Origin of the sequence: Paenibacillus provencensis (assembly GCF_042678545.1) — a bacterium.
Lineage (GTDB): Bacteria > Bacillota > Bacilli > Paenibacillales > Paenibacillaceae > Paenibacillus > Paenibacillus provencensis.
The window spans coordinates 1,209,156-1,235,084 of the sequence record NZ_JBHTKX010000001.1; the positions used below are offsets into that span (position 1 = coordinate 1,209,156).

23 protein-coding genes are annotated in these 25,929 nt (G+C 42.9%); 18 read left to right on the forward strand and 5 right to left on the reverse strand.

Annotated elements, in window-relative coordinates:
• Positions 1–175: 175 nt before the first annotated feature.
• From ACFQ3J_RS05720 to ACFQ3J_RS05750, 7 genes are all read left to right on the forward strand, one after another.
• A complete protein-coding gene (locus tag ACFQ3J_RS05720; RefSeq protein ID WP_091156956.1) occupies positions 176–991 on the forward strand; it encodes an AAA family ATPase in 816 nt (271 codons plus the stop codon).
• A 147-nt stretch (positions 992–1,138) separates the two neighbouring features.
• Positions 1,139–1,387, forward strand: coding sequence for a type B 50S ribosomal protein L31 (locus tag ACFQ3J_RS05725; protein ID WP_091159149.1), 249 nt, complete (start codon positions 1,139–1,141; stop codon positions 1,385–1,387).
• Between the two features lie 95 nt (positions 1,388–1,482).
• Entirely contained in the window at positions 1,483–1,632 is a 150-nt protein-coding gene (rpmG, locus tag ACFQ3J_RS05730; RefSeq protein ID WP_076313791.1) for a 50S ribosomal protein L33, read from the forward strand.
• Between the two features lie 85 nt (positions 1,633–1,717).
• Positions 1,718–1,987: a 30S ribosomal protein S14 gene (gene rpsN / locus ACFQ3J_RS05735; protein WP_076313792.1), complete on the forward strand. Its 270-nt coding sequence runs from the start codon at positions 1,718–1,720 to the stop codon at positions 1,985–1,987.
• Between the two features lie 127 nt (positions 1,988–2,114).
• A complete protein-coding gene (locus ACFQ3J_RS05740) occupies positions 2,115–3,323 on the forward strand; it encodes a GTP-binding protein (protein WP_251581471.1) in 1,209 nt (402 codons plus the stop codon).
• Between the two features lie 178 nt (positions 3,324–3,501).
• Complete coding sequence (locus tag ACFQ3J_RS05745; RefSeq protein WP_251581472.1) at positions 3,502–4,026, forward strand: GNAT family N-acetyltransferase; 525 nt, start codon at positions 3,502–3,504, stop codon at positions 4,024–4,026.
• Between the two features lie 98 nt (positions 4,027–4,124).
• Positions 4,125–4,919 (forward strand): DUF2935 domain-containing protein, encoded by a 795-nt coding sequence (locus tag ACFQ3J_RS05750; RefSeq protein ID WP_251581473.1) that lies wholly within the window; start codon positions 4,125–4,127, stop codon positions 4,917–4,919.
• 143 nt (positions 4,920–5,062) lie between these two features.
• Here ACFQ3J_RS05750 and ACFQ3J_RS05755 read toward each other — a convergent pair whose 3' ends face one another.
• Complete coding sequence (locus ACFQ3J_RS05755; RefSeq protein WP_091156948.1) at positions 5,063–5,512, reverse strand: hypothetical protein; 450 nt, start codon at positions 5,510–5,512, stop codon at positions 5,063–5,065.
• Positions 5,513–5,709: 197 nt separating this feature from the next.
• On the opposite strand from ACFQ3J_RS05755, the gene ACFQ3J_RS05760 reads away from it, so the two are divergent.
• Positions 5,710–6,285, forward strand: a complete 576-nt coding sequence (locus tag ACFQ3J_RS05760) for an RNA polymerase sigma factor (RefSeq protein ID WP_091156947.1) — start codon at positions 5,710–5,712, stop codon at positions 6,283–6,285.
• Positions 6,239–7,552: a DUF4179 domain-containing protein gene (locus ACFQ3J_RS05765; protein WP_251581474.1), complete on the forward strand. Its 1,314-nt coding sequence runs from the start codon at positions 6,239–6,241 to the stop codon at positions 7,550–7,552. Before ACFQ3J_RS05760 ends, ACFQ3J_RS05765 begins: the two co-directional genes overlap by 47 nt.
• Before the next feature lie 458 nt (positions 7,553–8,010).
• Here ACFQ3J_RS05765 and ACFQ3J_RS05770 read toward each other — a convergent pair whose 3' ends face one another.
• From ACFQ3J_RS05770 to ACFQ3J_RS05780, 3 genes are all read right to left on the reverse strand, one after another.
• Positions 8,011–8,130, reverse strand: a complete 120-nt coding sequence (locus ACFQ3J_RS05770) for a YjcZ family sporulation protein (RefSeq protein WP_139236973.1) — start codon at positions 8,128–8,130, stop codon at positions 8,011–8,013.
• A gap of 620 nt (positions 8,131–8,750) precedes the next feature.
• Positions 8,751–9,680 carry a heme o synthase gene (cyoE, locus tag ACFQ3J_RS05775; protein ID WP_251581476.1) on the reverse strand — a complete coding sequence of 310 codons (930 nt, stop codon included), beginning with the start codon at positions 9,678–9,680 and terminating at the stop codon, positions 8,751–8,753.
• A 306-nt stretch (positions 9,681–9,986) separates the two neighbouring features.
• Complete coding sequence (locus ACFQ3J_RS05780) at positions 9,987–10,865, reverse strand: LysR family transcriptional regulator (protein ID WP_091156934.1); 879 nt, start codon at positions 10,863–10,865, stop codon at positions 9,987–9,989.
• A gap of 153 nt (positions 10,866–11,018) precedes the next feature.
• On the opposite strand from ACFQ3J_RS05780, the gene zwf reads away from it, so the two are divergent.
• The 9 genes from zwf (at position 11,019) to ACFQ3J_RS05825 (ending at position 24,785) form a co-directional block, all read left to right on the forward strand.
• Entirely contained in the window at positions 11,019–12,575 is a 1,557-nt protein-coding gene (gene zwf, locus ACFQ3J_RS05785) for a glucose-6-phosphate dehydrogenase (protein WP_251581477.1), read from the forward strand.
• A 171-nt stretch (positions 12,576–12,746) separates the two neighbouring features.
• The gene (gene fsa, locus ACFQ3J_RS05790; protein ID WP_091156931.1) at positions 12,747–13,412 is read left to right on the forward strand and encodes a fructose-6-phosphate aldolase; all 666 of its coding nucleotides are present in this window, start codon (positions 12,747–12,749) and stop codon (positions 13,410–13,412) included.
• Between the two features lie 28 nt (positions 13,413–13,440).
• Positions 13,441–14,877 carry an NADP-dependent phosphogluconate dehydrogenase gene (gene gndA, locus ACFQ3J_RS05795; RefSeq protein ID WP_251581478.1) on the forward strand — a complete coding sequence of 479 codons (1,437 nt, stop codon included), beginning with the start codon at positions 13,441–13,443 and terminating at the stop codon, positions 14,875–14,877.
• Positions 14,878–15,059: 182 nt separating this feature from the next.
• A complete protein-coding gene (locus ACFQ3J_RS05800) occupies positions 15,060–15,188 on the forward strand; it encodes a hypothetical protein (RefSeq protein ID WP_285849965.1) in 129 nt (42 codons plus the stop codon).
• Positions 15,189–15,351: 163 nt separating this feature from the next.
• The gene (locus ACFQ3J_RS05805; protein WP_091156927.1) at positions 15,352–16,992 is read left to right on the forward strand and encodes a hydroxysqualene dehydroxylase; all 1,641 of its coding nucleotides are present in this window, start codon (positions 15,352–15,354) and stop codon (positions 16,990–16,992) included.
• Positions 16,993–17,225: 233 nt separating this feature from the next.
• Entirely contained in the window at positions 17,226–17,561 is a 336-nt protein-coding gene (locus tag ACFQ3J_RS05810; RefSeq protein WP_251581479.1) for a hypothetical protein, read from the forward strand.
• Positions 17,562–17,601: 40 nt separating this feature from the next.
• The gene (locus ACFQ3J_RS05815) at positions 17,602–18,357 is read left to right on the forward strand and encodes a lipase family protein (RefSeq protein WP_251581480.1); all 756 of its coding nucleotides are present in this window, start codon (positions 17,602–17,604) and stop codon (positions 18,355–18,357) included.
• Complete coding sequence (locus ACFQ3J_RS05820) at positions 18,341–19,519, forward strand: hypothetical protein (RefSeq protein WP_251581481.1); 1,179 nt, start codon at positions 18,341–18,343, stop codon at positions 19,517–19,519. Before ACFQ3J_RS05815 ends, ACFQ3J_RS05820 begins: the two co-directional genes overlap by 17 nt.
• 109 nt (positions 19,520–19,628) lie before the next feature.
• Positions 19,629–24,785 (forward strand): protein kinase domain-containing protein, encoded by a 5,157-nt coding sequence (locus ACFQ3J_RS05825; RefSeq protein WP_251581482.1) that lies wholly within the window; start codon positions 19,629–19,631, stop codon positions 24,783–24,785.
• Here ACFQ3J_RS05825 and ACFQ3J_RS05830 read toward each other — a convergent pair.
• Positions 24,758–25,516 carry a response regulator transcription factor gene (locus ACFQ3J_RS05830; RefSeq protein WP_251581483.1) on the reverse strand — a complete coding sequence of 253 codons (759 nt, stop codon included), beginning with the start codon at positions 25,514–25,516 and terminating at the stop codon, positions 24,758–24,760. The genes ACFQ3J_RS05825 and ACFQ3J_RS05830 overlap by 28 nt on opposite strands.
• Positions 25,517–25,929 lie beyond the last annotated feature (413 nt).

Here is a 25,929-nt window from a genome sequence, read left to right on the forward strand (position 1 = left end):
AAGATAAGAGCTATCTATGGCTGGCTCGTTTTTTCACTATATGAACGAAATGCAAAAATGTAATTAAGAGATATTGGATAGTTCTTTGACAACTTCATTGAAAAAGAATAATATATACTTTGTTAATCGTAATATTTACTAATAAATCGGCTTTGCAATAGACAGGAGAATTAAGATGGGTCAACAGAAAAATAAATCGAAAATGCTGCCTAAATCAAAAGGTATTGATGCTGCTTCCGTATACACTGCTGCAGAATGCCGCAAAAAGGTAAAGCATATCGTACTTAATGAAACTAACTCTAAGATCGTTGATGAGTTTCTCCATATTCAACAATTACGAGATAAATTTGAAGCTGCTGATGTTCCGATGCCGAATAAGATGGTGATGTTTGGTCCGCCGGGCACGGGGAAGACACTTACCGCTTTTTACATTGCAGAGCAATTGGATCTTCCACTCATCATGGTTCGTTTGGATGCAATTATTCACAGTCATTTAGGGGAGACAGGCAGTAATTTGCGCAAAATATTCGAATATGCGAAGTCGCTCTCCTGTGTGCTCTTCTTGGATGAAGTGGACGCGATCGCCAGGGCAAGAGATTCTATCGACGAAGTGAAAGAGATGGCTCGTGTCGTGAATACACTGTTACAGTGTCTGGATGAATTCGATGGCGACAGCATATTTGTGGCCGCAACGAATCTTCAGGCCGAGCTGGATCATGCCATATGGCGCAGATTTGATACCCGGATGCATTATGATTTACCTGAGGAGACGGAGTGCAGAAGCTATCTATCCAAGCTATTGGGGAATGAACCTATTGAATCTTCTATGATTAAACAGGCCGCTCAGTTGTTAAAGGGCTGCAGCTTTGCAGATATGGAGCAGGTTATTATTAAAGCCAAACGCAAAGTCATTATTGAAGAGTGCAGCATGGACTATACCAAAATAAAGAATGCATTTCATGACTATTTTCCACACACCATGGTTCACTAAAGCTAGAACAATAGAAATACCGAGTTTCGTTTCTTGTTGCTAAGGTTGACAGAAGCGAGATTATGGTGTAATTTAATCTTTATTAATCGTAATAATTACGAATAAATGAAATGAACAATAATACACACATAGAAAGGCAGGATTATGATGCAAAATGGTATACATCCAAAGTATCAAACCGTTATTTTCTTGGACGCAAGTGTAGGCTATAAATTTCTCAGTGGTTCTACAAAGACCTCATCGGAGCTAATGGAGTGGGAGGATGGTAATACCTATCCCGTCATTCGTGTAGACTCAAGCTCAGCGTCACATCCTTTCTTCACAGGAAAACTAAAGAATGCGGAAATTGGCGGACGTGTTGATAAGTTTAAACAGAGATTACAGCACAAGAAGTAAATATAAGCAGTAATCTTAAGCATTATCTAAACAGAGCTTAAGTGCCAATCTGGTCTTTGGCAAAATAACAAAATGAATTAAGGGATGTGAATTCAGTGAGAGTGATCGTAACTTTGGCTTGCACCGAAACAGGTGATCGGAATTATACAACAACGAAGAATAAACGGAACCACCCTGAAAGACTGGAAATGAAAAAGTATAGTCCAAGATTGAAAAGATACACGTTACATCGTGAAACTCGCTAAAAGGAACAACTCCATAACGGAATTTGCGAAATGAACCATACGTAGTTGTAAAACATAGAATATTGTTGAAAGAAGGTTATTTGTATTGGCGAAAAAATCAAAAGTAGTAAAAGAGCTGAAAAGACAGCAGATGGTGCAAAAGTATGCGGATAAACGCAGGGAGTTAAAAGAAAAGGGAGATTATGAAGCCCTGCAGAAGCTGCCTCGGGATTCCTCTCCTACACGTCTTCATAATCGCTGCGCGGTGAGCGGCAGACCGAGAGGATATATTAGTAAATTCGGTGTATCCCGAATTGTATTCCGAGAACTCGCACACAAGGGTCAAATCCCAGGTGTGAAAAAATCAAGCTGGTAAACTAAACCGCAGAAGAAGTTTATGTTAGCTAAGATGGGGCTCCTTACCTGTAAAGGAGCCTTATTTTTACTCAGATAGACCTTGTGTAGTTAATTCTGCGCTATATGAATGGAAAGGAAGCGATAATATGAACCTCCAAACCTCAGCAGCACAAGATGGTAGAATTCCCGTTACCGTATTATGCGGTTATTTAGGAGCCGGGAAGACAACAATTATGAATCACGTGTTAAACAATCGAGAGGGTCTTAGAGTAGCAGTGATCGTTAATGACCTGGGCGAGGTCAATATCGATGCTGATCTGATACGAGATGGAGGTGGATTATCTCGTACGGATGAGAAATTAGTCGAGATGTCCAATGGCTGTATCTGCTGCACGCTGCGTGAGGACCTTCTTGTAGAAGTAGAACGTCTTGCTAAAGAACAGAAATTTGACTACATACTTATTGAATCAACGGGCATTGGAGAACCTGTTCCGGTTGCTCAAACGTTCAGCTATGTGGATGAGGAGAATGGGATTGATCTAACTCAGTATACAAGACTGGATACCATGGTTACGGTGGTGGATGCTGCTCAGTTCTGGATCGATTTTAATTCTAAGGAATCTTTAAGGGACCGCGGTCAGGCAGTCGGTGAGGAAGATCAACGTGGAATTGTACACTTATTAACGGATCAGGTCGAATTCTGCGACGTACTAATCCTTAATAAGGTAGATCTTATTTCTAAAGAGGAGTTGACTCGTCTTGAGAAGGCACTGACTGCCTTACAACCAGAGGCGAAGCTCATTCATTCAGTACAAGGACGCATTGATCCCAGAGATATACTAAATACAGGTCGATTCAACTTCGATAAAGCTAGCCAGTCTGCGGGTTGGATTAAGGAGATGTTAAAGGAAGAGCATGTGCCTGAAACAGAAGAATACGGGATTCACTCATTTGTGTACAAGCGAAAGGTTCCGTTTCATCCAGAACGGCTGCTTCGCTGGATTTCTAAATATCCATCCTCGATTGTCCGATCCAAAGGCTTAATGTGGTTAGCCACTCGGAATCATATGGCCATTTCGTATAGTCATGCAGGTACATCGAAACAACTCTCTCCCGCAGGAGTTTGGATTGCTTCACTAAGCCAAGAAGAAATCAATTTTCATTTTAACGGAAAGATCCCTGACATTCCTGATTGGGATGAGGTGTGGGGAGATCGGATTACGAAGATTGTGTTCATTGGAATTGATATGGATCGTGAGGAAATTGAAAAGAGCCTGGATACAGCGCTATTAACTGAGGAAGAGCTTCATTCCAATTGGAGAGAATTTAAAGATCCATTCCCTAAGCTGCAATAAATTAAAAGAGAAGTCCTTGAGAGTGTGAATTTTGAGGGGCTTCTTTTTTTATGGGAAAAAGATAGCTGCCTTAATTGTTGTACTTTTTACTGCAAATATTTTATCTTAATATATAGTTGCAAGTAATTTGTAGCATACAACAACTCTGCAATAATACATGCAAACAGAAGGAGCATATATGAGTAAGATCAGATTAGCGCATGCTTATACGATACAAAAGATTGAAGCAGAGCCCTATGATCAAGTTATCGCATTTGTCATGAAAATAAGGAAGGAAGTATTTCCTATGCTGTCAACGGAACAGCTTCCCCAGGACTTGGATCAATTCGAGCAGTATTATGTGCTTAGAAAAAATGCTGCTGTTTTTGCTGCTATATCCGAGGATGGTTCAGTGCTTGGTACAATCGGAATTTGTCCTTACGATGGAAGGCTGAAACAGATTGAAGGAGTCTATGACTTTACAACAACCGCCGAAGTCGTCAAGTGTTACACAGATTCGACTTGCCGCCGTTCAGGCATTGGTACCGCCTTATTTGAAGCTGCGACGGCCTTTAGCCGGGAAGCTGGTTATGAAACGTTATACTTACATACGCATGCTTTCTTACCAGGGGCCATTCCATTCTGGACAGCAAAAGGCTTCAGTGAACGATTGTACGAGAATGACCCTGTTTGGCAGACGGTGCATATGGATATGAGGTTTTAACGATCTATTAAAAATAATTTACAGTTCTACTAGCGTTCTACATAGCCTCAAGCAGCATATATTTGGTGAATAACGGCTGTGAGAGGAGGATGAAATGGATGGAGGATGCTTTATATGAGCATCGGTTTTGGCTGCAAATTCTTGGTGATCATTGTCGGTTTATTTTTACTGCACTCTCACCTAAAGAAAAAGCTGATATCGCCATCGCTGAACGATTGATGAACCGATTTGATGTGCTGCTCGATGAGGCGAGACGTTCGAATACATCGACAAATATCTCAAATCTAACGCATGAAGCAAATGGTGCCACTCAAGAACTTCGAAATTTCAAACTGAATTTACTGAAACGTCAGCTTGAAGGTAAAGTAGATATACTTCTGACGCCCTCCTTCATTAACCACATGGTGAATGAATTAGAGGAATATCAGCGAATATTAAAATCATTGCTTGAAGGGAAAGGTGTTCCTCTATTTCATCCGCTGCATTATGATATGCTTTGGTTACAGGATGCATATGGACATGCAGCCAGTCTCGCTGCCGATTTAGATTTTGCAGAAATGCAGCTCATTAAAAAAAGTAATGCTTTTCAGAAAAATTTCAAAGGGTTTTATCTCAAATCCGTGGAAATGGCTGGATATTTACGTACCCATTTAAAGGACTTCCCAGCATTGACGAAATTTCATGCGGATGTAGACCTTGAAATGAAGGTATTCATGCACTTTCTAGCCGAGCTTGAGGAATTTGAGCTGCGCGGGGAAGTGCTGGATCGAATAAATCCGTTAATGCCGGATCATATGTATCGAGAAGAATGTTATTATCTATCGAAGCTGGCTGCACTGGGTGAGATTCAGAGCCCTAATTGCGATCCAACAAAGCCAAGAGTTATTGGATAAAGGATATATTTAATCAAATAATAGAGGATGGCTTCGGTTTTCATCTGAAGTCATCCTTTTTAATTGTACAAATTTGTTATATTAATTGTTTCTCTTTAATGAATTTGCTGATGGCGGAATTTATAGGCAACAATCCGTCATTCCTAATATTCTTTCTTCCTGCGAAACAAACGAACGACGGCGATAATTACGACGATCCACAAAGCCAGACTGAGTAGGGAAAGTATAGGGGCACCAAGTGAGAATCCGGCAAACGGATTAAACAGTGATCCTATAATTGTGCCTAGAGCCAGACCGCCGAATAAGCCGCCAAAACCACCAAAACCCGTTCTTGTTGCAGGTGTCGTTCTTGGTTGGGATGGATTATTCACGTTATTATCCTGTCTAGATGGATTTGTACGATTGGGATTTCGGATTCCGGGGTTATAGGTTCCTCTTGGTGATCGAAATCCGCCTCGTCTAAACGGTTCTATAGTGCTGTTTTGTTCCATTTGGTTTGATTCTTCAGGTGGATCGGGAGTGGCGTTAATTTCAGCTATACAAATTCCATTAATCAATAAAATGATAAGGAGCATGATTAGCCATTTTCTCATATGTTTTTCACCTCGACCGTAGTTTACCCCTAATGACAGGGAACATTCGGATAAAGATGAAGAAATTCAAAAGCAATGGGAGCAAGAATTTTATATAAAGAGAAAATGAATCTGGATCGGCTGATTTTTGTTTTTTTTTGTTTCAAAATGAACTTTATTTGCTGTTAATATCTCTTATTTAGAAAAGGGGGGAGACCATGAATATAAGCCGTCTTGTTAGACAAGCCCAAAGGGGGAACAAAGAAGCTTTACTACAGCTCATCTTAGCAGAACAGGACGCTTATTATCGTCTTGCCTATAAGTATATGGGAAATAAGCATGATGCAATGGATGCCATGGAAGATATGATCATAACTCTCTATGAGAAGCTTGAGCAATTGCAGAAGAGGGAGGCATTCTACAGCTGGAGTAAAACGATACTTGTAAACCACTGCAAATCAGCACTTCGAAAAAAAGATAAACTTATTCTCATTGAAGGAAAACAGGAGTCTTTCATAGCTAATCTGACTGAAGTTGATCCTTATCTTCACTTTGAGTCTGAGACAGATATGAAAGAGCTTCTATCCAAGCTAAATCCACGTCAGCGTGAAGCGATCGAGCTTCGCTATATACATGACCTTCCTTATCAGACCATTGCGGACATGACAGGTGCACCGATTGGTACGATCAAATCAAGAATCTCACAGGGTCTAGTTAAACTGAAATCTACGATCGGAGGTGATCGTTATGAGAACGATCGAGGAGAGATTACAAGAACACAAGCAGACCTCTGAAAGAATGCTGGCACCGTCAGAGCTGGAGGACAGACTTCGTAATGCACTAGACCGTGTTCCGAACAAAAAGAAGAAGAATGAAGTCGTCCTGTGGTTTGGGCTCACCGCAGCAGCGTTAGTGCTTATCGTTGGAACTTATCAATATCCGGCATTGACCTATTATGGAAACGAGTTGTTCAATATGGGGCTGAATGCCTCCAGCTTCTCAGAAGCTGCCACAGAGGGATACGGGCAGGAGGTCAATAAGAGTACAACACTAGATGATGGTACGCTTATTACAGTGGATAGGGTAATCGCCGATGATAACTCGTTCTCTATGTACTACACCATTAAGGCTCCAGAAGGAGAAATAATCAGAAGGGATTCATCTCGTTTCGGCGTAGACCATATAGAAGGCTTCATGACCAATTCATCTCCCGAAGAAGGCAGTAATGATTACAGTGAGGACGAAACCGTACTCCATGGAATACAACGTTTTGAATCCGTTAGTCCTTTGTCTAGAACATTAACCGTGACTTTTTATGAATTCCAAAAAAATGGGGAACGTGAGACATATCCGATTTCATTTAAATTTGATACCAGCAAAGCAATGAAGAGCTTGGTTAAAGAAAAAATCTCAAAATCAGTTGCTGTCGATCAGGGAGAAATATATTATGAGTCTATTACAGCTTCACTAACCTCTACCGTCATTAAAGGACATATTAAAATGGATGAAGAATGGGCACAGGAGCGGCAACCTTGGTTTTTTGGAACGACACTTCTCTACGTAAATGGAATTGAAATGAATTTTGACTTCATGGAGTCACAATATGACGCAGCTACTGGCCTTAGCGAATTTGAACTTGGATTTGATGCGCTACCAACGGACGAGATCAGAAGTCTTGAGCTAATACTTAAAAATTCCAGCGGTTATCATAATCAACAGGAAACAATCTCTCTTGTCTCACCTTCCGATCAATCCATTAAAATGGGAAGTGAGAAACTATGGATTCGAAGTGTGAGCAAAACGGATACAGGTTATGATATCGTGATGGCTACTAAACAATTTACGATTCTGGAAAATGACAATATATTTGTACAAGCAGGCGGTACTGAGGTTCCCGTATCGTCCATTTCTTCCGAGCGTCCATGGGACTTAAACAATGGAAACATCCTGTGGGAGCGAACCTATTCATTTAATACCACGGACCAACCAGAATCATTGATTCTTGGTGGATATCATTATATTAAAACCTATAATAAGATTGTACCGATTCCTTTTGATTAGCAGCTATTTAAAAAATGGAACTGCACCGTATTGCTAGGTACCCTTACCAGCAATAGAGGTGCAGTTTTTTGATGAAATCTTGTCTCTTCACTTAAATTATGTAATATTGGAACTTTCAACTAAATGGGTCGTATTACCACGAGCACATAAAATACGAGCTAGATATACTTTACGATTGCATATGCATTAATGGGGGTACTCCTGTTGTTCATTTCAGGCTGGGGAGCGATCGTTAAGGTGAAGAATGATGTGAATATGGGTATGGATCAGTATAAGAGGAATACACATGAGAATGATATTGAACGTTATAGTAAGTATAATCACGAGACTAGTAGTAATCAAAAAATGACAGGAAGTAGCGAAACTGCTTCATCTACTCATCCACAACCGAATATCTCAATAGCAAAGCCCATCCGATATACAATCGGATGGGCGTATTCTTTGAATCCATTTACTTATTAATATCCTTTAAAAGCCTTTACGATGATGACTAGCAAAATGAACAATACAAGAATGGCAGCAACGCTGTTGCCGTAACCTCCGTTGTAAGCACCGCCAACATATTCATATCCGCTCATGTAATCCACCTCCTTGCTGATCATGCTATATTCTATGCAATCTCATATGACTTGACTGGTTAAACATCCTTTAAGAGTAAATATCCTCACATGTCATAGGAACATAACAAGCATACGGGCAGTTGCCTAACGAACCTTCACTGAATATATCTAAGACATAGGATGATTCAGGAAAGGATGTTGAACATGCAAGCTAGTTTACAAGAATTTGAAAAAGGATGGATTGCATACACTACAAACTGAGGTCCGGGAAGTAATACGAGCTTTGGAGGCGTGAGACAAACGGAGACGGGATCAGTATAAGGAAGCTGCTTTTAATGACGTTGAGCTTGAATTATCGTCGAAACTACCAAAAATGAATACCGATCATCCTGAGTCTATGGAATGGATCGCAAATTCGGGATTAATGATGAAATACCATTAAGCGACCTGATGAGCTTGCTCAGGAGATTATAGAGGAAAAGAGTTTTAGCTGTGATGCGAGTCACATGAGCAATGAATTTGCTTCTATTACAATACATAAAATTCCAAATGTAAAAGCCCTAAGTATTTTCTTCTATGTTAAAGAAAAAACTTAGGGCTTTGTTATTTAAGGGAGCAATTTTAACTGAAATTTCGTACTATCTTAGCATTTGGGCAATCAGAGAGAAGATAATCACGATCAGGAACAATAATGTCATATGATTCAAGGAGAAGATGAACATCTTCTTAGCCCAGCTCGTAATGTCTGATTTGCGGTAGCTTACCAGGCTGAAGATTAACCAGGCAAGACTTAGAGCAAAGGCAATTCCAGCAATGTACGGGTTAAATGGCCAGAATAGGGCACTTGAAGCCGTGAGCAGGATCAGATAAAAATTGGTTTGGAGATAAGTTCGCTTAATTCCTTTTACGACTGGGAGCATTGGTACTTCAGCTGCTTTGTACTCGTCTAAACGACGGATAGCAATTGCATAAAAATGAGGCATCTGCCATATGAGCATTGTTATAACCAAGGCCCAGATTTCGAAGTGTCCGAGCTCGTTCGAGATGACAGACCAGCCAATGAGTGGCGGAACTGCTCCAGAGATACTACCTACTTCCGTATTGTAAATGGTTGTCCGCTTCGTCCACATCGTGTAAGGCACGACATATAGGAATAATCCGAGAAATCCAAAAAATGCGGCTAGTGGTGAACTCAAATAGAGAAGTAATATACCGAGAATACTCATTAGGAATCCGAGAATTAAACCTGACTTTGTATCCACTTTGCCGGTTACTGTCGGGCGATCCTTGGTTCGCTGCATGATGGCATCGATATCCCGATCATACAGATTGTTAAATGTACCGGCAGAACCGATAACGAGCGATGAACCAATAATCGACAAGACAATAGCGCCCAAATGGTCAATAAACGAAACATTGAATACATAGAGCGCCATACTTAGTCCGGCGAACATCGCGATGAGATTTGATTTTATGATTCCTGTCTTAATGGTCGCAAAGAAAACCTGTGGCAGGGATTGAACATCCGCTGCTGCACTTGATCCTGAACTATTATTAATTGTACTCATAATTCCACTCACTTCTATGATTAAATTAGTATATCTATATAGATTGAACTAAATTTGATCTACTGTCTAGCCTGAATGTTACATTTTTGCTGTTAAATCTTCTTTAGTTCAACTGTATACAGCATACCAATTTTTAAGGTAAAAATGTTTGTTTGTTAAATATTTAATAATTCATTCAATAAATTGTGAACTTCTTATTAACTTTTTCATAAAGGTATTTTAATATTCAGAAAATGTGTTCTTCATGCCAAACGCAGATCAGATCCTCCTGTACGCTGAGTATACATTTATATACCCGGCCTTGACTCACCTCACCATTTCAAGGAACCTTGTTGCTGCACTGGATATAGGCATATTACGCATAATCATGACGCCTACCTTGGATGGAGGCAGCTTGATGTCTAGTTCAATTTCAAATAAGGATCCTTCTCTCAGCTCTTTAGACACGAATTCACGTGTGACATATGAAATACCCAGACCTCTTCGGGCAAATTCAATGAGTAAATCCACGCTTCCGACTTCAATTTCAGGTTTCAACTCATATCCATATCGTTCAAACAGCTCAGTGACTGCCATTCGAGCCCGGCTGTTGCGGGAGAATAAAATGACGGGATATTCCATCAGCTCTTCCATAGACAGCTGTACCCCTTTGAGCTCCGCATAATGCTCTCCAGCGACGAAACAATCCTGCAGTTGGATGCTTTCGGATACTTCAATATGAGAATCGACGATTGGCATTCTGACGACACCAAGGTCGATGCGGCCTTCTTTGAGGTATGAGATCACCTCGGGTGTAGTTCCATGGTTTAGATGCAGCTTGACGCTCGGGTATTTAGCGTGATAGTCCTCAAGAAATGGAAGCAGGTAGTGTTTAAATAACGAATCGCTGCCCCCGACTCGAAGCTCCCCGCTGTCCAGGTTTTTTAATGCAGCCATTTTTTCCTCAGCAAGTGAGATCATAATTTGAGACTGTTCAATATATGAAAATAGAATTGTTCCTTCCTGTGTTAGATTAACTCCCTTGGAAGTACGGTGAAAGAGTGTCACACCAAAGCTCTCTTCAAGCTGTTTGATGGCATGGCTTACACTGGGTTGGGTAAGGTACAACGCTTTTGCTGCCTGGGTTAAACTCCCTGTTTTCGCAGCCCAATAGAAAACTTTGTATAGTTCATAATTATTTGTCATAGATGTGGTCTATATCTCCTCTGAAATATATTAATTACATGTATAACTGTGCTTTGTATTATAGTGTATTTAAGAAATAGATACCAGAGATGATCACAGGCAATACCAAATATTCGGTTACTGTGCATTCTCAGCAGGAAGGAGATAATGGAAGTGAATCCTACAACTTTTGTATTGTTTGGAGCTACAGGCGATTTGGCCAAACGAAAAATATATCCTGCACTTTATCATTTGTTCCTGAACGGAAAGCTGCCGGAGGCATTTTCTCTGATTGGACTTGGGAGAAGGAGCTTATCTGATGCAACCTTCCAGGCCCATGTTAAACAATCTCTTTATGATTTTTATCGGTTTGAAGTGAAGGAAGATCAAACCTTACAAGCATTTCTAAGCTTATTCGGCTTTAATATTTTGAATATTGATAAACAAGAGGACTTTGTTCAATTAAAAGGACGTGTTGAAGCATGGGAACAAGGTCATGAAGGCCTTGTAAATCGATTGTTCTACCTTTCTGTAGGACCTGAGTTCTTCGGAACGATCTCATCCCAAATTGAGAACAGCGGGCTTGGTGAGGTTACGGGCTGGAAGAGACTTGTGATCGAGAAGCCTTTCGGACATGATCTGGCTTCGGCTCGGGTGCTCAATGCTCAGCTTAGCGAGGCATTCGCAGAAGAGGAAATATATCGAATTGACCATTATCTTGGCAAGCCGATGGTTCAGCGTCTTGAAGCATTACAGCAGGCGAACCCGGTAATTCAGGCCTTGTGGAACAATCGTTACATCGCAAACGTTCAGATTACAGCTGATGAAACCGTTGGGGTAGAAGAACGTGCAGGCTATTATGATCATGTCGGCGCTGTACGGGATATGTTCCAGAATCATATGCTGCAGCTGCTCATGATGCTGGCCATCCAAGTACCTCAGAACAGCACCACAGCGGAGAATGTCAGATTGAAGAAGAAAAAGGTGCTTGAAGCCATTGAACCACTGCAGAGACAGGATGTAGCCACACGCATCGTGCGCGGTCAATACGCTGCAGGAACACTCCATGGTACGCCAGTTCAAGGTTATACTTCTGAGCCGGGTATTGCAGAAGACTCGATAAACGATACGTTTATCGCAGCCAAGCTGAACATTGACAACTACTACTGGCGTGGAGTTCCGTTCTATATCCGTACGGGCAAACGTCTGAAATCCAAGCACACACGCATGGTTGTCGAATTTAAAGATCCGATTAAATCACTCGGAAGCACACAACAATCCATTACGCCAAATCTGTTGATCTTTGATATTGGACCGGATGAAGGAATCACGCTGCAGCTGAATACGAAGGACCATGAACATCAAGGTGGATTCAAGCCAGTCAACATTGATCTGTACCCTGACCGGACCGAAGCGCCTGAAGCTTACGAGACATTGATCAACGATGCCTTGATTGGCGACTCCACCTTCTTCGTCCACTGGGATGAAGTGGAGCTCTCATGGAAGTGGGTTCAACCGATACTGGAGGCTTTTGCGGAGAATGAAGTGCCGCTTCATCCGTACCCTGCGGGTTCACATGGTCCGGCAGCAGCGAACGAAATGCTTGCTCAAGACGGTTATCGCTGGTGGTTTGATGAGCCGGATGAGACCTTTGTCTTAAATGAGACTGCGAGAACAGCTGAAGATGAATCTTCAGCAGCTACTCCCGTTGCACAAGTTATTGTAGGATAAATTTTGGGTAAGTTCTGTTCAGGCTGAATGAATCTCATAATCTTCAGTATATTATAGGATGTGAGATTCATTCAGCTGCAGATTATTTTGTAAATCGGGATTGTTCATTAATCCCAAGCGCATCGAGTATTACCAAATCCATCCCAATACACATTACAGGAGGCTATACAAATGAAATTCTTTATTGACACAGCGAATGTACAGGATATTAAAAAGGCTTATAAAATCGGAGTATTATCTGGAGTAACAACGAATCCATCCTTGGTAGCCAAAGAAGGCGTGAAATTCGAGGATCGGATCGAGGAAATCCTGCAACTTGTACCTGATGTGGAATCTGTATCTGCGGAAGTAACTCCTGACGCGGTGTCTGCTGAAGAGATGATCGAACAAGCGAATGAGCTCATTAAGATCAACAATAACGATAAGAACATAACGATCAAGCTGCCAATGACCCTCGCAGGTCTTGAAGCATGCCGTTATCTTGCTCATAAAGGTGTTAAAACCAACGTTACATTAATATTCACGGTGAACCAAGCACTTCTTGCTGCTCGTGCAGGTGCAACTTATGTTTCACCATTCCTTGGCCGTCTGGATGATATCTCTGAAGATGGAGTTCAATTGGTATCCAAAGTAGCTGAATTGTTCCGTACGCACAGCTTGGACACACAAATTATCGCAGCTTCTGTTCGTCATCCGGATCACGTAACACGTGTAGCTATGGCTGGAGCCCATATCGCTACTGTACCTTTCTCTGTCATTGAGCAAATTTCGAAGCATCCATTAACGGATCAAGGTCTTGATAAGTTCGCAGCAGATTGGCAAAAAAGCGTGAAGTAATTCAAGTATACAGGGGGAGAAGAGATTCGTGAGCAAACAACAAATCGGAGTGGCTGGTCTTGCCGTCATGGGTAAAAATTTGGCCTTGAATATGGAGAGCAAAGGATTCTCTGTAGCACTGTACAATCGGTCGTCTGAGAAGACGAAAGAACTGCTTGCAGAAGCCGAAGGCAAAAATTTTGTAGGCACATACAGTATCGAGGAATTTGTTGCATCTCTTGAAACACCGCGTAAGATCATGATGATGGTCAAAGCAGGTGAACCGACGGATGCGCTTATTGAGCAGCTCGTACCTCACTTGGAAGAGGGAGATATATTAATTGACGGCGGAAACGCCTATTTCCCTGACACAGAACGCAGATATCAAGAGCTTGCTGCCAAAGGGCTGCGGTTTATCGGCGCTGGTGTATCCGGCGGTGAAGAAGGGGCACTTAAAGGGCCAGCCATCATGCCAGGCGGACAAAGAGATGCTTATGAGCTCGTCGAGCCCATCCTTACCGGAATTTCTGCAAAAGTAAACGGAGATCCTTGTTCGACCTATATCGGAGAAGGTGGCTCCGGCCATTATGTGAAGATGGTTCACAATGGTATCGAATACGGCGATATGCAGCTGATCGGTGAGGCATATCACCTCTTGAAGGATGTACTTCATCTGGGTACGGATGAGCTGCATGAGATCTTTACCGAGTGGAATCGCGGTGAACTGGACAGCTATCTGATTGAGATTACAGCCGATATCTTCTCCAAACAAGATCCTGATACGGGCAAGCCGATGGTGGATGTTATTCTGGATGCGGCAGGTCAGAAGGGCACCGGTAAATGGACGAGTCAAAGCTCTCTAGATCTGGGAGTTCCACTCTCCATTGTTACGGAATCTGTATTTGCACGCTTCCTGTCTGCGATGAAGGAAGAGCGCGTACAGGCTAGCCAAATTCTAAAAGGTCCTGATACCAAACCTTATGATGGGGATACAAAAGAATTTATCGAAGCCGTTCGCAAAGCTCTGTATGCGAGCAAAATTGCTTCTTACGCCCAAGGTTTTGCACAGCTTCGATCCGCATCAGAAGAGTACAATTGGAACCTGAATTTCGGAAGTATTGCCATGATCTTTAGAGGAGGCTGCATTATTCGTGCCCGTTTCCTCGAGAATATCAAGGAAGCTTACGATAAGAATCCGGAGCTGAAAAATCTGCTGCTGGATGATTACTTCGGCTGGGTTGTGAACAACTATCAGGAAGCTTGGAGACAAGTGGTTTCTATTGCTGTTCAATATGGCATTCCGGTTCCTGCCTTTGCTTCTGCGTTAGCCTACTATGACAGCTATCGCACAGAGCGTCTCCCGGCGAACTTATTGCAAGCACAGCGTGATTACTTCGGCGCCCATACGTTCAATCGTGTGGACAAGGAAGGAACCTTCCATTTCCAATGGATGGAGTCCGCTGACAAGGTTCTGGAGACGAAATAATACACCGCAATAAGTAGATTCAACATATTACGAGCACTCACGACTACAATCTAAAGTTGTCGTGAGTGCTTTTTTTAATATCGTTTGATTTCACATAGTGTTCAATCATCTCCAGTAGGAAGAAGGTTATAATACAATGTAGACAACCTCATAGATGATGAGGGAATGGGGAGGAACGTTTAGTGTATGCAGGTGTATTTTTTGCGATAGGTATTATCGCACTAATCTTGATAGGCAGGGTCGTATTCGAGAAGATGACCAAAGAACCGGATAAGAATAAGCAGGATCTCGAGGATAAAAATAACCATTAAATGAAATAGAGTCTTACTGAAAAATATGAAACCATCTCATGATTTAGACAACTGATCGAATGATGAGACTACTTCTATCCATCAAAATATTTGAAACACTTTTTTGTCGAAATTTGCTATGATGAGGAAGAATGAAACTTCAGATAACATGGGGAGGGGAAGTATGGGCAAGAAAGTGGCAGTATTAGGTGGAGGAGTTGCAGGTCTAACAGCAGCGCATGAGCTGGTCGATCGGGGGTTTGAAGTTGAGGTGTACGAATTCAAAGCAATCCCAGGGGGGAAAGCTCGCAGCATGCCATATTCCGGTTCTGGTGTAGGGGATCGTTCTGATCTTCCGGGTGAGCACGGATTTCGGTTGTTCCCGAAGTTTTATAGACATGTCATAGACTCAATGAAGAAAATCCCTTATGAAAATGGGAAGATGGTGTACGATAATCTGGTGGAAGTGCCTCGTCTTGACATCTCAACAGACACACATCCACTCGTTCCACTCGTGACGGAAATGAAATTCTCACTTGATGATTTAAGAGATTTAATCAAATTGCTATTTGATAATGGTCTTGGCTTAACGGAAGCCGATCTGGAGCAATATACATCCAAGCTATGGCAGGTGATGACCAGCTGTGACGAGAGACGGGAGAATGAATATCAGGATATCCCTTGGTGGGACTTCATTGAAGCAGATCAATTTTCTCCAGCCTTCCGCAAAGTGTTTGGGAATATTACGAAGACGCTGGTAGCCTGTAAGTCCACCAAGGCGAATACCAAAACAGTCGGTACAGTTGCTGCACAGATGACACTGGATGTTCTGACACCAGGCTTGTCGTTTGTACGTATACTGGATGGTCCTACGAATAATCGCTGGATTGACGCGTGGGTTCATTATATACAGAGCAAAGGAGCGTTGTACGAAACTGAGGCGCAAGTGACAGAGTTTCATTATGAGAACGGTCAAATCTCTGGAGTTTCGGTGATCAAGAATGGAGAGAGCAGCACGATTACAGCTGATTATTATGTAGCTGCATTTCCAGTCGAGATTATGTCGGAATTTATTACGAATGAAATGGCAGCGGCTCATCATGAATTAGCGAACATCCGGGTGCTATCGAAGTCCATTGACTGGATGAACGGAATTCAATTCTATTTGAAGGAAGATGTCCCTGTGGCCCCAGGCCATGTAATGTATTTTGATTCTCCATGGTCGTTAACCTCAATATCGCAGGCACAATTCTGGGATGGATTCGATTGGAGCAGTTATGGGGATGGACAAGTTAGAGGCGTATTATCAGTAGATATATCCGATTGGGAAACGGAAGGAATACATATTCGTAAACCGGCTATGGATTGTACACCGGAGGAGATCAAAGAAGAAGTATGGGAGCAGTTAAAAAGAGGATTAAATGTGGACAGCATCATTTTGCATGATGAAGTGCTTCATTCATGGTTCTTGGATACAGATATCCATTTTGAGAATCCACATCATACGGTTAATCTGGAGCCACTCTTAATAAATGAAGTAGGGACTTGGGAGCTTCGCCCGAATGCATATACCTCCATTCCAAATCTATTCCTCGCATCCGACTATGTTAAGACCAATACAGATCTCGCTACGATGGAAGGTGCTAATGAGGCAGGGAGAAGAGCGGTGAATGCCGTTCTTCATGCAGCCGGCTCTAGCCAGAAGCAATGCAAGATATGGGAGATGTATGAATTTGATCTTCTTGGTGTTGATTATTTGGCACCATGGCATGCACATGACCGTCACCGATATCACAAGGGACTTCCATGGGACGGAAAATTATAATTGCTTAATTCTCGAAGCATCGTCTTGTAAAAGACGGTGTTTTTTTATACTCAGAATTAGCCGTTTTACGTGATAAAGTATGCACATCATTTTAAAGTGATGGTTTAACTTATGTTAAAGAGCGTTTAAGAACGATCTTTAACTAATCTTTAGATTGGCTTGAACGTAGCTTTAACCGATTCTTGTAAGATCATAAGTACTAAGTGATGATCCCCATTATAGAAAGGAAGATTATGATGCATACCCCATCAATTCCTGTGACAAAAGTCATCGTCAGATTGGCGAAAGGGGAGGAAACGTTTGTTGCTGTCAGAGACGATTCGGGTTCAACCGGATACGACTGGAGAGTTGAGCCGGGTTCTCCGATAACGGTAACAAGTGAGGTATATATCCCTATTCCCGTTAAAGATAATGCATTATTAGCACCTTCCGTTCTGCATGTATTTGCACTGAGGCTTGAACAGGAGATGACCGGGGAGTGGATCGAGCGTATAGAGCTGATCTCTTCAACGATGGGCGAAACGATACGAGTCATTGAAGCTCATATTGGAGCTGTAAATTATGGTTAAGCCCTTGCTTAATCGAGATGAGGCAATGCGGTGGGGGAACATGATTAAGGCTTTATATACAGGAGATGCCGGTTCGTCAAATGCGAGTGCTTTTCCTAAAATTTCTACTCCATCCAACTGGCGCATCATTGCGAATATTACGCTTGAGCCTTCCAAATTTCAATGGCATTCGGAACAATGTATCGGTTGTATCGCTCAGTCGATCACCGATCCTTCAATACAAGCGATCGTATTTCGCGGGACAGCCAAGGCGCTGGAATGGGCTGATGTTTTCGATTTCTTCCTGCTGTCCTATACTGAACCGGGGGGAATTGGCAAGGTGGAGGAAGGATTCGCAAGGATGTATCGTTCCTTGAAGGTATGCTGTACCGCTACAAATAAGGAGCAGATGCTCACTACATATGTTGAGGAAATGAATGCTTCTCAATTGACTGTTGCAGGCCATAGTCTTGGTGGTGCATTAGCCATGCTTACTGCTTTTGCAGCCGCTTTTTATGATATAGATACAGAAGTTTACACTTTTGGTTCACCTATGGTGGGGGATCGGGTGTTCACAGAGACCTATGAACAGGCAGTCCCTCGTACGTTTCGTATTTATAATGTGCCCGATATCGTTCCGAAGCTGCCGAGTTACGAGCTGGGATACGTTCATCCTGAATCGGGATATCCAGTGAATTCCTTGAACAATCCCGCAATTGGACGAGGAATCACCCAATATCACAAGCTTGAAACGTATCTATCATGTATCGCTCAATCCAAGTTGGAGCACGATCAGAATAATGAAAGAGTTGGATGATGATATGCCGAATTTATTCTCTAACAACCACAAACGCAAAGCTAGATGGATCGAGCTGTATACAGATATTGAATCCTTGCTTCACCAAATGAAGGAGAAGCATGAGCTTTTCAAAGGATTAAGCCATGAGATCCATGATAAACTAACCCTGGTGTATACAGATCATGACATCTATCCTGAGACTAAGGCTCATGAAATATGCAAGGTGCCTGAACTGAAACATGATTCAGCGATGAGCTGCCCGACATTAAGAATATCCAACCTATTGGTGAGCGCTGCTGCAGTTATGGCCTCAATCCAATTCCTTGCTCCAGAAGTTACAGCTCTCCTCATCAGATCCGGGATACTGGATTCTGAAATGGCTGATATGAATGCAGTCTCAGTCTTCGGTGGGGAGATTAGCGTAGGTCTGGCTGCAGGCACTTTAATTGCGAGTGCTGTCGTATCTCTTGCGGCCGCTGGAATTCGTGCTGCACTCAAAGGGGTTGAGCAGATGGTTCTGGGAAATAAACTGCGCAGAAGCGTTCATCATCTGAATCAGGTTCGAGCAATGAAGCTACTGGCCTTGAATCGACTAGATATCATCATCCGCTCTATGACCTACATTAAGTATGAATTAGATCAAATGCAGGACCGAGGTGATGCCGTTACTGAGACCGCGGTGCAGCATATGATTCGGAACTTCGCAGAGCCGGCAGTCCTTAAGGCAAACTCGATTCAGCTGTCTGATGCTGTGCATCAATTGAAGCAAGCAGATCTATCTCGTGCTTCATGGACGGAGGACGATATTATCCCAACTGCTTCTCCTGAACCTCAGCGGGCTTTTCATATAGAACAAGTGCCCATACAATCCTTGCCCTCAATTCCGGCTGATCTGAAGGCACTGAGTTTGTCTTCACCGGACACCTATGAACCCAAGGATATCTATCCTGTATTGAGGTCCAATAGCTATACCTATTGGCCGCTTAGCTACGCAGATCATCGAATGGGGATGGCCATTGTCGTGTATGATTCCGATGGGAACCTGATTAAACGTTGGGATAAGTTCGGAGCGAGATATATTGTCGATATCATGGCGAATCCAACGAACCAAGCCATGATTTTCAGGGGAGAGTCCAATCATTATTTTTCGATGTCGTGGTCCGAACTCGGGGTAATGTAAACAGATTTTTTGTAGAATAATGGGATGTAATCTTCTTCTCACTGACAACGCTTTTACGTATAATGATCTCAAAGCCACTGCCATAAGTATAAGTGAAAAGGTGAAGAAGATGAGAATTGGCGATTATTCCAGTTACGAACGATTGAATGACGGGAAGTATGCAAGCGTTTTTCGAGCGCGGTCCAGCAAGAATGATCAGAAATACATACTTAAAGTACCAAGAACAGAACCTCCTATTGCAGAAGAATGGCAAAGATTGAAGCAAGAATACGACATGATCAGCAGTCTTCCTATAAAAGGGATCGTCAAATCTATTGAATTGATTCCCTACTATAGTGGATATGCACTCGTACTTGAGGATAATGGGGGCATATCCCTTCAGCAATTAATAAAAGAAAATTCTCTAACGCTGGAAGCTACTCTTGAGATTGCAATCTCCATTGCATCCATCGTTGGACAATTGCATAGACATCGAATTATTCATAAGGATATTAAACCAAGAAACATTATTGTGGAGCCGGAGAGCTACAGTGTGTGGATTACAGATCTGGGTATTGCGAGCCGGTTTCGATCCGAGTATGTAAGATCGACTGCATATGGACAATTAGAAGGAACCCTTTCCTATATGTCTCCAGAGCAGACCGGCCGGATGAACCGTATGGTGGATTATAGAACCGACCTATATTCACTTGGGGCGACCTTTTACGAAATGCTCACAGGTGTTCCACTGTTCCAGGCAGAATCGCCGATGGAATGGGTGTATTGTCATTTGGCGCGGACACCGATACCGCCTTCTCATCTGGATGCTCGAATCCCTGCAGTCTTGTCCGACATCATTATGAAATGTTTGTCCAAGAACCCAGAGGACAGATATCAAAGTGCACAAGGCTTGGAGCATGATCTATCCTGCTGCCTCAAACAACTGGAGGAGCATGGATACGTAACTGAATTTGTCATTGGTGATCAGGATAAGAAAGACGTCTTCTACATACCAAGCGGCCTGTATGGTCGAGATACCGAGGCAGCCAGACTTAGAAAACTATACGAACGCCTTCAGTTTGGAAGTAGTGAATGTGCGATGGTAAGCGGGCTTGCTGGTTCAGGCAAGTCCAGCTTGGTCCAAGAACTGATGCTGGATGTTACCCTTGGCGGAGGACTGTTTGTATCCGGTAAATTTGATGTCTTAAAGCGTCAGGTTCCTTACAGTGGTGTACTTCAAGGCTTGCGTGAAATATTACGCTCCCTATCGTCCGAAACAGAAGATGAGCTTGCTGTATGGAGGGATCGAATTACCCAGAAGCTTAAGGAGAGCACTCGTGTGCTTGTTCATATGCTGCCTGAATTAGAGTGGATTATTGGTCCTCAAGATGCAGCGGAATCCCTTACGGCACTATCAGCTGCAGAAGCGAAGAATCGTCTGCATTTTGCGGTATTTCAACTGCTGGAATGCTTGACAGAGCACAGGCCGATTGTATGGTTCGTGGATGATCTTCAGTGGGCGGACCCTGGCTCGCTGCAGCTCTTGCACTTTTTGATGACGGCGTCAAACGCTCCTTCACTGATGCTGATCGGTGCGTATCGTGTGGAGGATTGGGAGAAGGAGCATTTACTTAGATGGTTTGTGGGAGAGCTTAGTTCAACTATAGAGAGAACCGAGCTTATTACACTGGCTCCTATGGATGAAGACATATTGAAAGCACTGCTGCTAGATACATTTGGGTCAGGAATACAGCAATCGAATCGCTTCCAGAAGATCGTGATGGAATATACCGGAGGTATCCCATTTGATGTGAAACAATTTATATATGGTCTTATCGAGCAGAATTTGATGAGCTTGGATGAGGATTCAAGAACCTGGGTGTGGAATGAAGAACAGCTGTTAACGACGAAAGTATCTGACCAGATGTCAGGCTTCCTCTTGCAGCGAATTGATCAATTGGAAGAATGCGAGAAGGAAACGTTGAAATATGCTTCATGTATCGCTGACAGATTTGATTCGGAGCTCCTTGCCAATCTATTGCAAATCGAGAAGGCACAGCTTCAACTTCAATTGAATCCGTTAGTTGACTTAAGATTAATTGCTCCGTCTGGACCACACGAATATACTTTCCTTCATGATCGAATTCGGAATTTCTTCTATCATCTCTTGCATATGGAGGAGAAGCAGCAAATTCATCTTCAGACTGCGAGACTCATTGAGCGCAGTACGACAGGAGAAGGGGAGGAGCGACTATTTCTATCGGCACATCATTATCGGCTGGGCTTGCCATTACTGATGGACGAGCGGGAGAAGCTGCACATTGCACAGATCTTCCAGCTAGCTGCGGAGCAAGCCAAAGCTTCTGGTGCATACGATTCGGCAGCAGAATGGTATTCATGCGGCATCGAGCTTCTAGAAGAGCATGATTGGAAGCATTCTTACGAATTGGCATTCAGTTTATTTCTCGGAAGATGGGAATCAAACTCCCTGCAAGGAAGATTTGAAGAAACGGAACAAGGCTTTGCAGATATGCTCAAGCTGGCGAAGAATCCAATCAACCGTGCAGACGTATACACCGTCATGATTAATCAATATACGCAGAGCGGACAACACGAAAGAACGATATCTATGGGTATGGAAGGGCTGAACCATATATTTGGACTTCAGTTAAATTCTGCTCCAGGTCAAGGCTCGCTGCATCTGTCACTCTTGGATATTATATTCCAACGAGTTAGGAAAGGAAGCAGAGAAAAGAGAAGCTCACGCGCTCCCTTGATTCAGGATGAAAACAGAAGTCAGATGAAACTGCTGATGGACACAGCGACATCTGCTTATTTCGTCAATCCGACTTTATATTTGAACATGATGCTAACGATCGTCAAGTATTCGATCCATCACGGCAATTTTACAGAATCGTCTAATGCTTATAACGCATTGGGTCTGTTGTTAGGATCGGGATACGGACAATATAGCCGTGGCTATGAGCTTGGTTGTTATGGTGTAGAGCTTAGCAACCAGTTTAAGCATCCAGGACTTCGCTGCAAGACACATTTTACCTTTGCCGTATTTATTTCTCCTTGGAAACGTCACTTGCGCAACTCTGTTGACGACTTATGGACATCTTATCATGCCGGAATGGAAGCAGGGGATCTGGTCTTTGCGGGTTATGCAATAACTTATATACTACTTGCTCATGATTTTCTCGGCCTCCCTTCTGAGCGTTGGATTGAAGAAGCGGACAGGCATCTGCCTTTCTTGAGACAAACGGGAAATCCAGAGACGGTACATATGATTGAATTGGTCCGGAAGACACATATTCGCCTCATAGACAGCTACGGACCGAACGTTATGCTCTCTGAATGTGAAATAGAGGAAGAAACATGGATCAAAGAACTTGAGGGGATTCAGAATCAGGTCGTGATCCAGGTCTTTTATATGAAAAAAATGATGTTGTCCTACCTATCAGGGGACTATGAAACCGCGTATGAGATGTCACGAAGATCAAAGGGAGCGCTTGCTGCTTCGTTCGGTTTGTTTCACAGAGTAGAGCATGAAATATACACTGCATTAACCCTATACTCCCTGATTGAGCATGGAACCAATGATAGAAGGAAAGTGCTGCTTCAGGAAGCGCGTCAGTGTGAACGCAAATTATATCGCTGGGCGCTAGAAGCACCTGAGAACTATCAGCACCTCTATCTGCTCGTCAAAGCGGAAAGGTATCGTGCTGAGAAAAAGTTAAAGCAGGCCGAGAGAAATTTTGAATTGGCGGTGGAGGGGGCCCGAGTTAACGGGTTTCATCATTTTAACGCAATCGCCGCTGAACGCCTGGCAAGCTTCTATGTGGCTGAAGGCCGGATGACGGCTGGCAGAATGTCCATGGCGGAGGCTTATCATTTATATGAGCAGTGGGGTGTCGTGAACAAAGTGAGAAGAATCGGAGATGCTTATCCAGAATTTAAATCAGGCTCGTATAACACGACCACCACAATATCGACAGATTTTCTGGATCTGGAAGCCATAATGGGGGTATCTCAAGCTCTATCTCAAGAAATCGTGCTTCAGACGCTGCTTGAAAAAATTATGACGATCCTAATTCAGATATCAGGAGCAACGAGAGGCGTACTCGTTGTTAAACAAGCTGAGGGTCTCTATGTAGAAGCTGAAGGGGAAGGTGGGGGCAGAGTTGGAGATGGTACAGCCAGACATACAGCGGCCGAGGAGATCCATATCTACAAGGAAATTCCATTGTCCATAGTGCAATATACAGCGAGGACAAGTGAGGACGTAGTGCTTGATGATGCTTCAAGGCAAGGATTGTTTGTCAAAGATCCGTATATACAAAACAATGAAGTACGTTCCATCTTGTGCATTCCGATACTGCATCAGGGTACTTTAAATGCGATTGTGTACTTGGAGAATCGGTTTACTTCTCATGTATTTAACGATGAACGGAGAATGGTTGTACATATGCTGGCAGGTCAGGCTGCGATATCCATCGAGCATGCAAAATTGATATCGACACTGGAGCATAAGGTTAAAGAACGAACAGAAGAATTGATGCAGATGGAGAATGACCGGCGGAAGCTGCTCGCTAACATATCGCATGATCTTGGAACACCGCTGACTTCAATTCAAGGCTATGTTGAAGCTATTCTGGATCGTGTCGTAACGGAAGAAGAACAGCAGCGCAAGTATTTAAAGGTTATTCATTCCAGAGTTCTAAGCATACAACGATTATTTAAAGATTTGGTGCAGCTGAGCCGAATGGAAGCCAAGCAATTAACCATGACGAAGACCCCAATGCATACAGGGGTGTTCGTACAGTGGTTATCACAGAAGTATGAGCTTGATATTGAGCAGTCTGGAATCCAATATATTATAAGTCTTGATCCTACTGTGATGGATATATCAACTAGGGAAGACATGCAAATTTTGGTGGATCGGGAGCGAATGGGACAGGTGTTTACGAATTTGATCAGTAACGCCATCAATCATACGTCTCCAGAGGGTTCGATTACTTTGTCGGCAGTCATGAGTGAGGAGGGGCATCATTTAATTGTACAGGTGAAGGATACAGGGGTAGGGATCTCGGAAGCAGATATACCTTATGTATTTGAAAGGTTCTATCGAGCTTCGAAATCCCGAAATTCAAAGTATGGAGGAAGTGGACTTGGACTTGCTATAGCCAAAGAAATTGTTCAATTGCATGACGGTGAGATTTGGGTAGAGAGTTCACTCGGTCAAGGCAGTACTTTCTATGTTAAACTTCCCTTTATTACTTGAGAACTAGGAGCAGCCGGCTGTGCGAGGAATTTATAACCCACTCCGCGCACGGTCTGGATATATTGCGGCATTGATGGATTTCCTTCGATTTTTTTGCGTAAATTGCTGATGTGTACCATTACTGTTCTGGTGTCGCCATAGTGATCTGCTCCCCATATAAAGTCAAACAGCTGTTCAGTAGGGAATACACGTCCCGGCTGGCAAGCTAGTTTATGGAGGATATTGAATTCGGTAGCAGACAGCTGCACGGCTGTTCCGCGAATATGTACTTCATGCGTCGATTCATTAATTATCAAATCACCGAAGTTCAGAATATGAGTATCATTTATGACTTCATTGCTGGTGAGTACAGGCTGAGGCTGTCGATGAACCCGACGGAGATGTGCCTTGACCCTGGCAACCAGTTCTCCAGGACTAAACGGCTTGGTCATGTAATCATCAGCGCCTACGCTCAATCCGCTGATCTTATCCCAGTCTTCACCTTTGCAGCTTAAGAAGAGAATGGGCGCAGGAGTATGATCTCTAATCTGTCGACAAATTTCCAAACCGTCCATATCGGGAAGCAGAATATCAAGAATAATCAAATCAGGCCGCAGCTCGTAAACGGCTTGAATGGCTGCCTGCCCGGTACTTACGGTAGTTACGTTATACTGTTCTCTCTCCAGATATAATCGGATGAGTTCACTGATCTCAAGCTCGTCGTCCAGTACGAGAATGGATTCATGGGACATGCTTCGTTCACCTTCTTGCAATATTTAATAGACAAATTATACCTGACCCGCGGCGGATACGAAATAACTTCTAGATAAATTTACCTATGAATTTTGATTTGATCAATTCCATATAGAAAAAAATAGGATATTAAGGAAATTTTGCTGGTGAAAAGGTATAATAGTTTGTGGTTTTCACTGTTATTGATTTTTATCACAAAGGGGTTGCTCAATGGCTTGAGTTACTCCATATAAAGGGGATTCCACTATCATTAACCTTTATCGTTACCGTCCATTTTCAACAGGACCCTGTACCAGAAGATATGAAGGAAGACAGATACAAACACAGGACAGCATACGACGTAAATGGTGAGCTATAAATAGGAAAAACGCAGCCGGATTGGACTGCGTTTTTCTTTATTACGGTTGCGTAT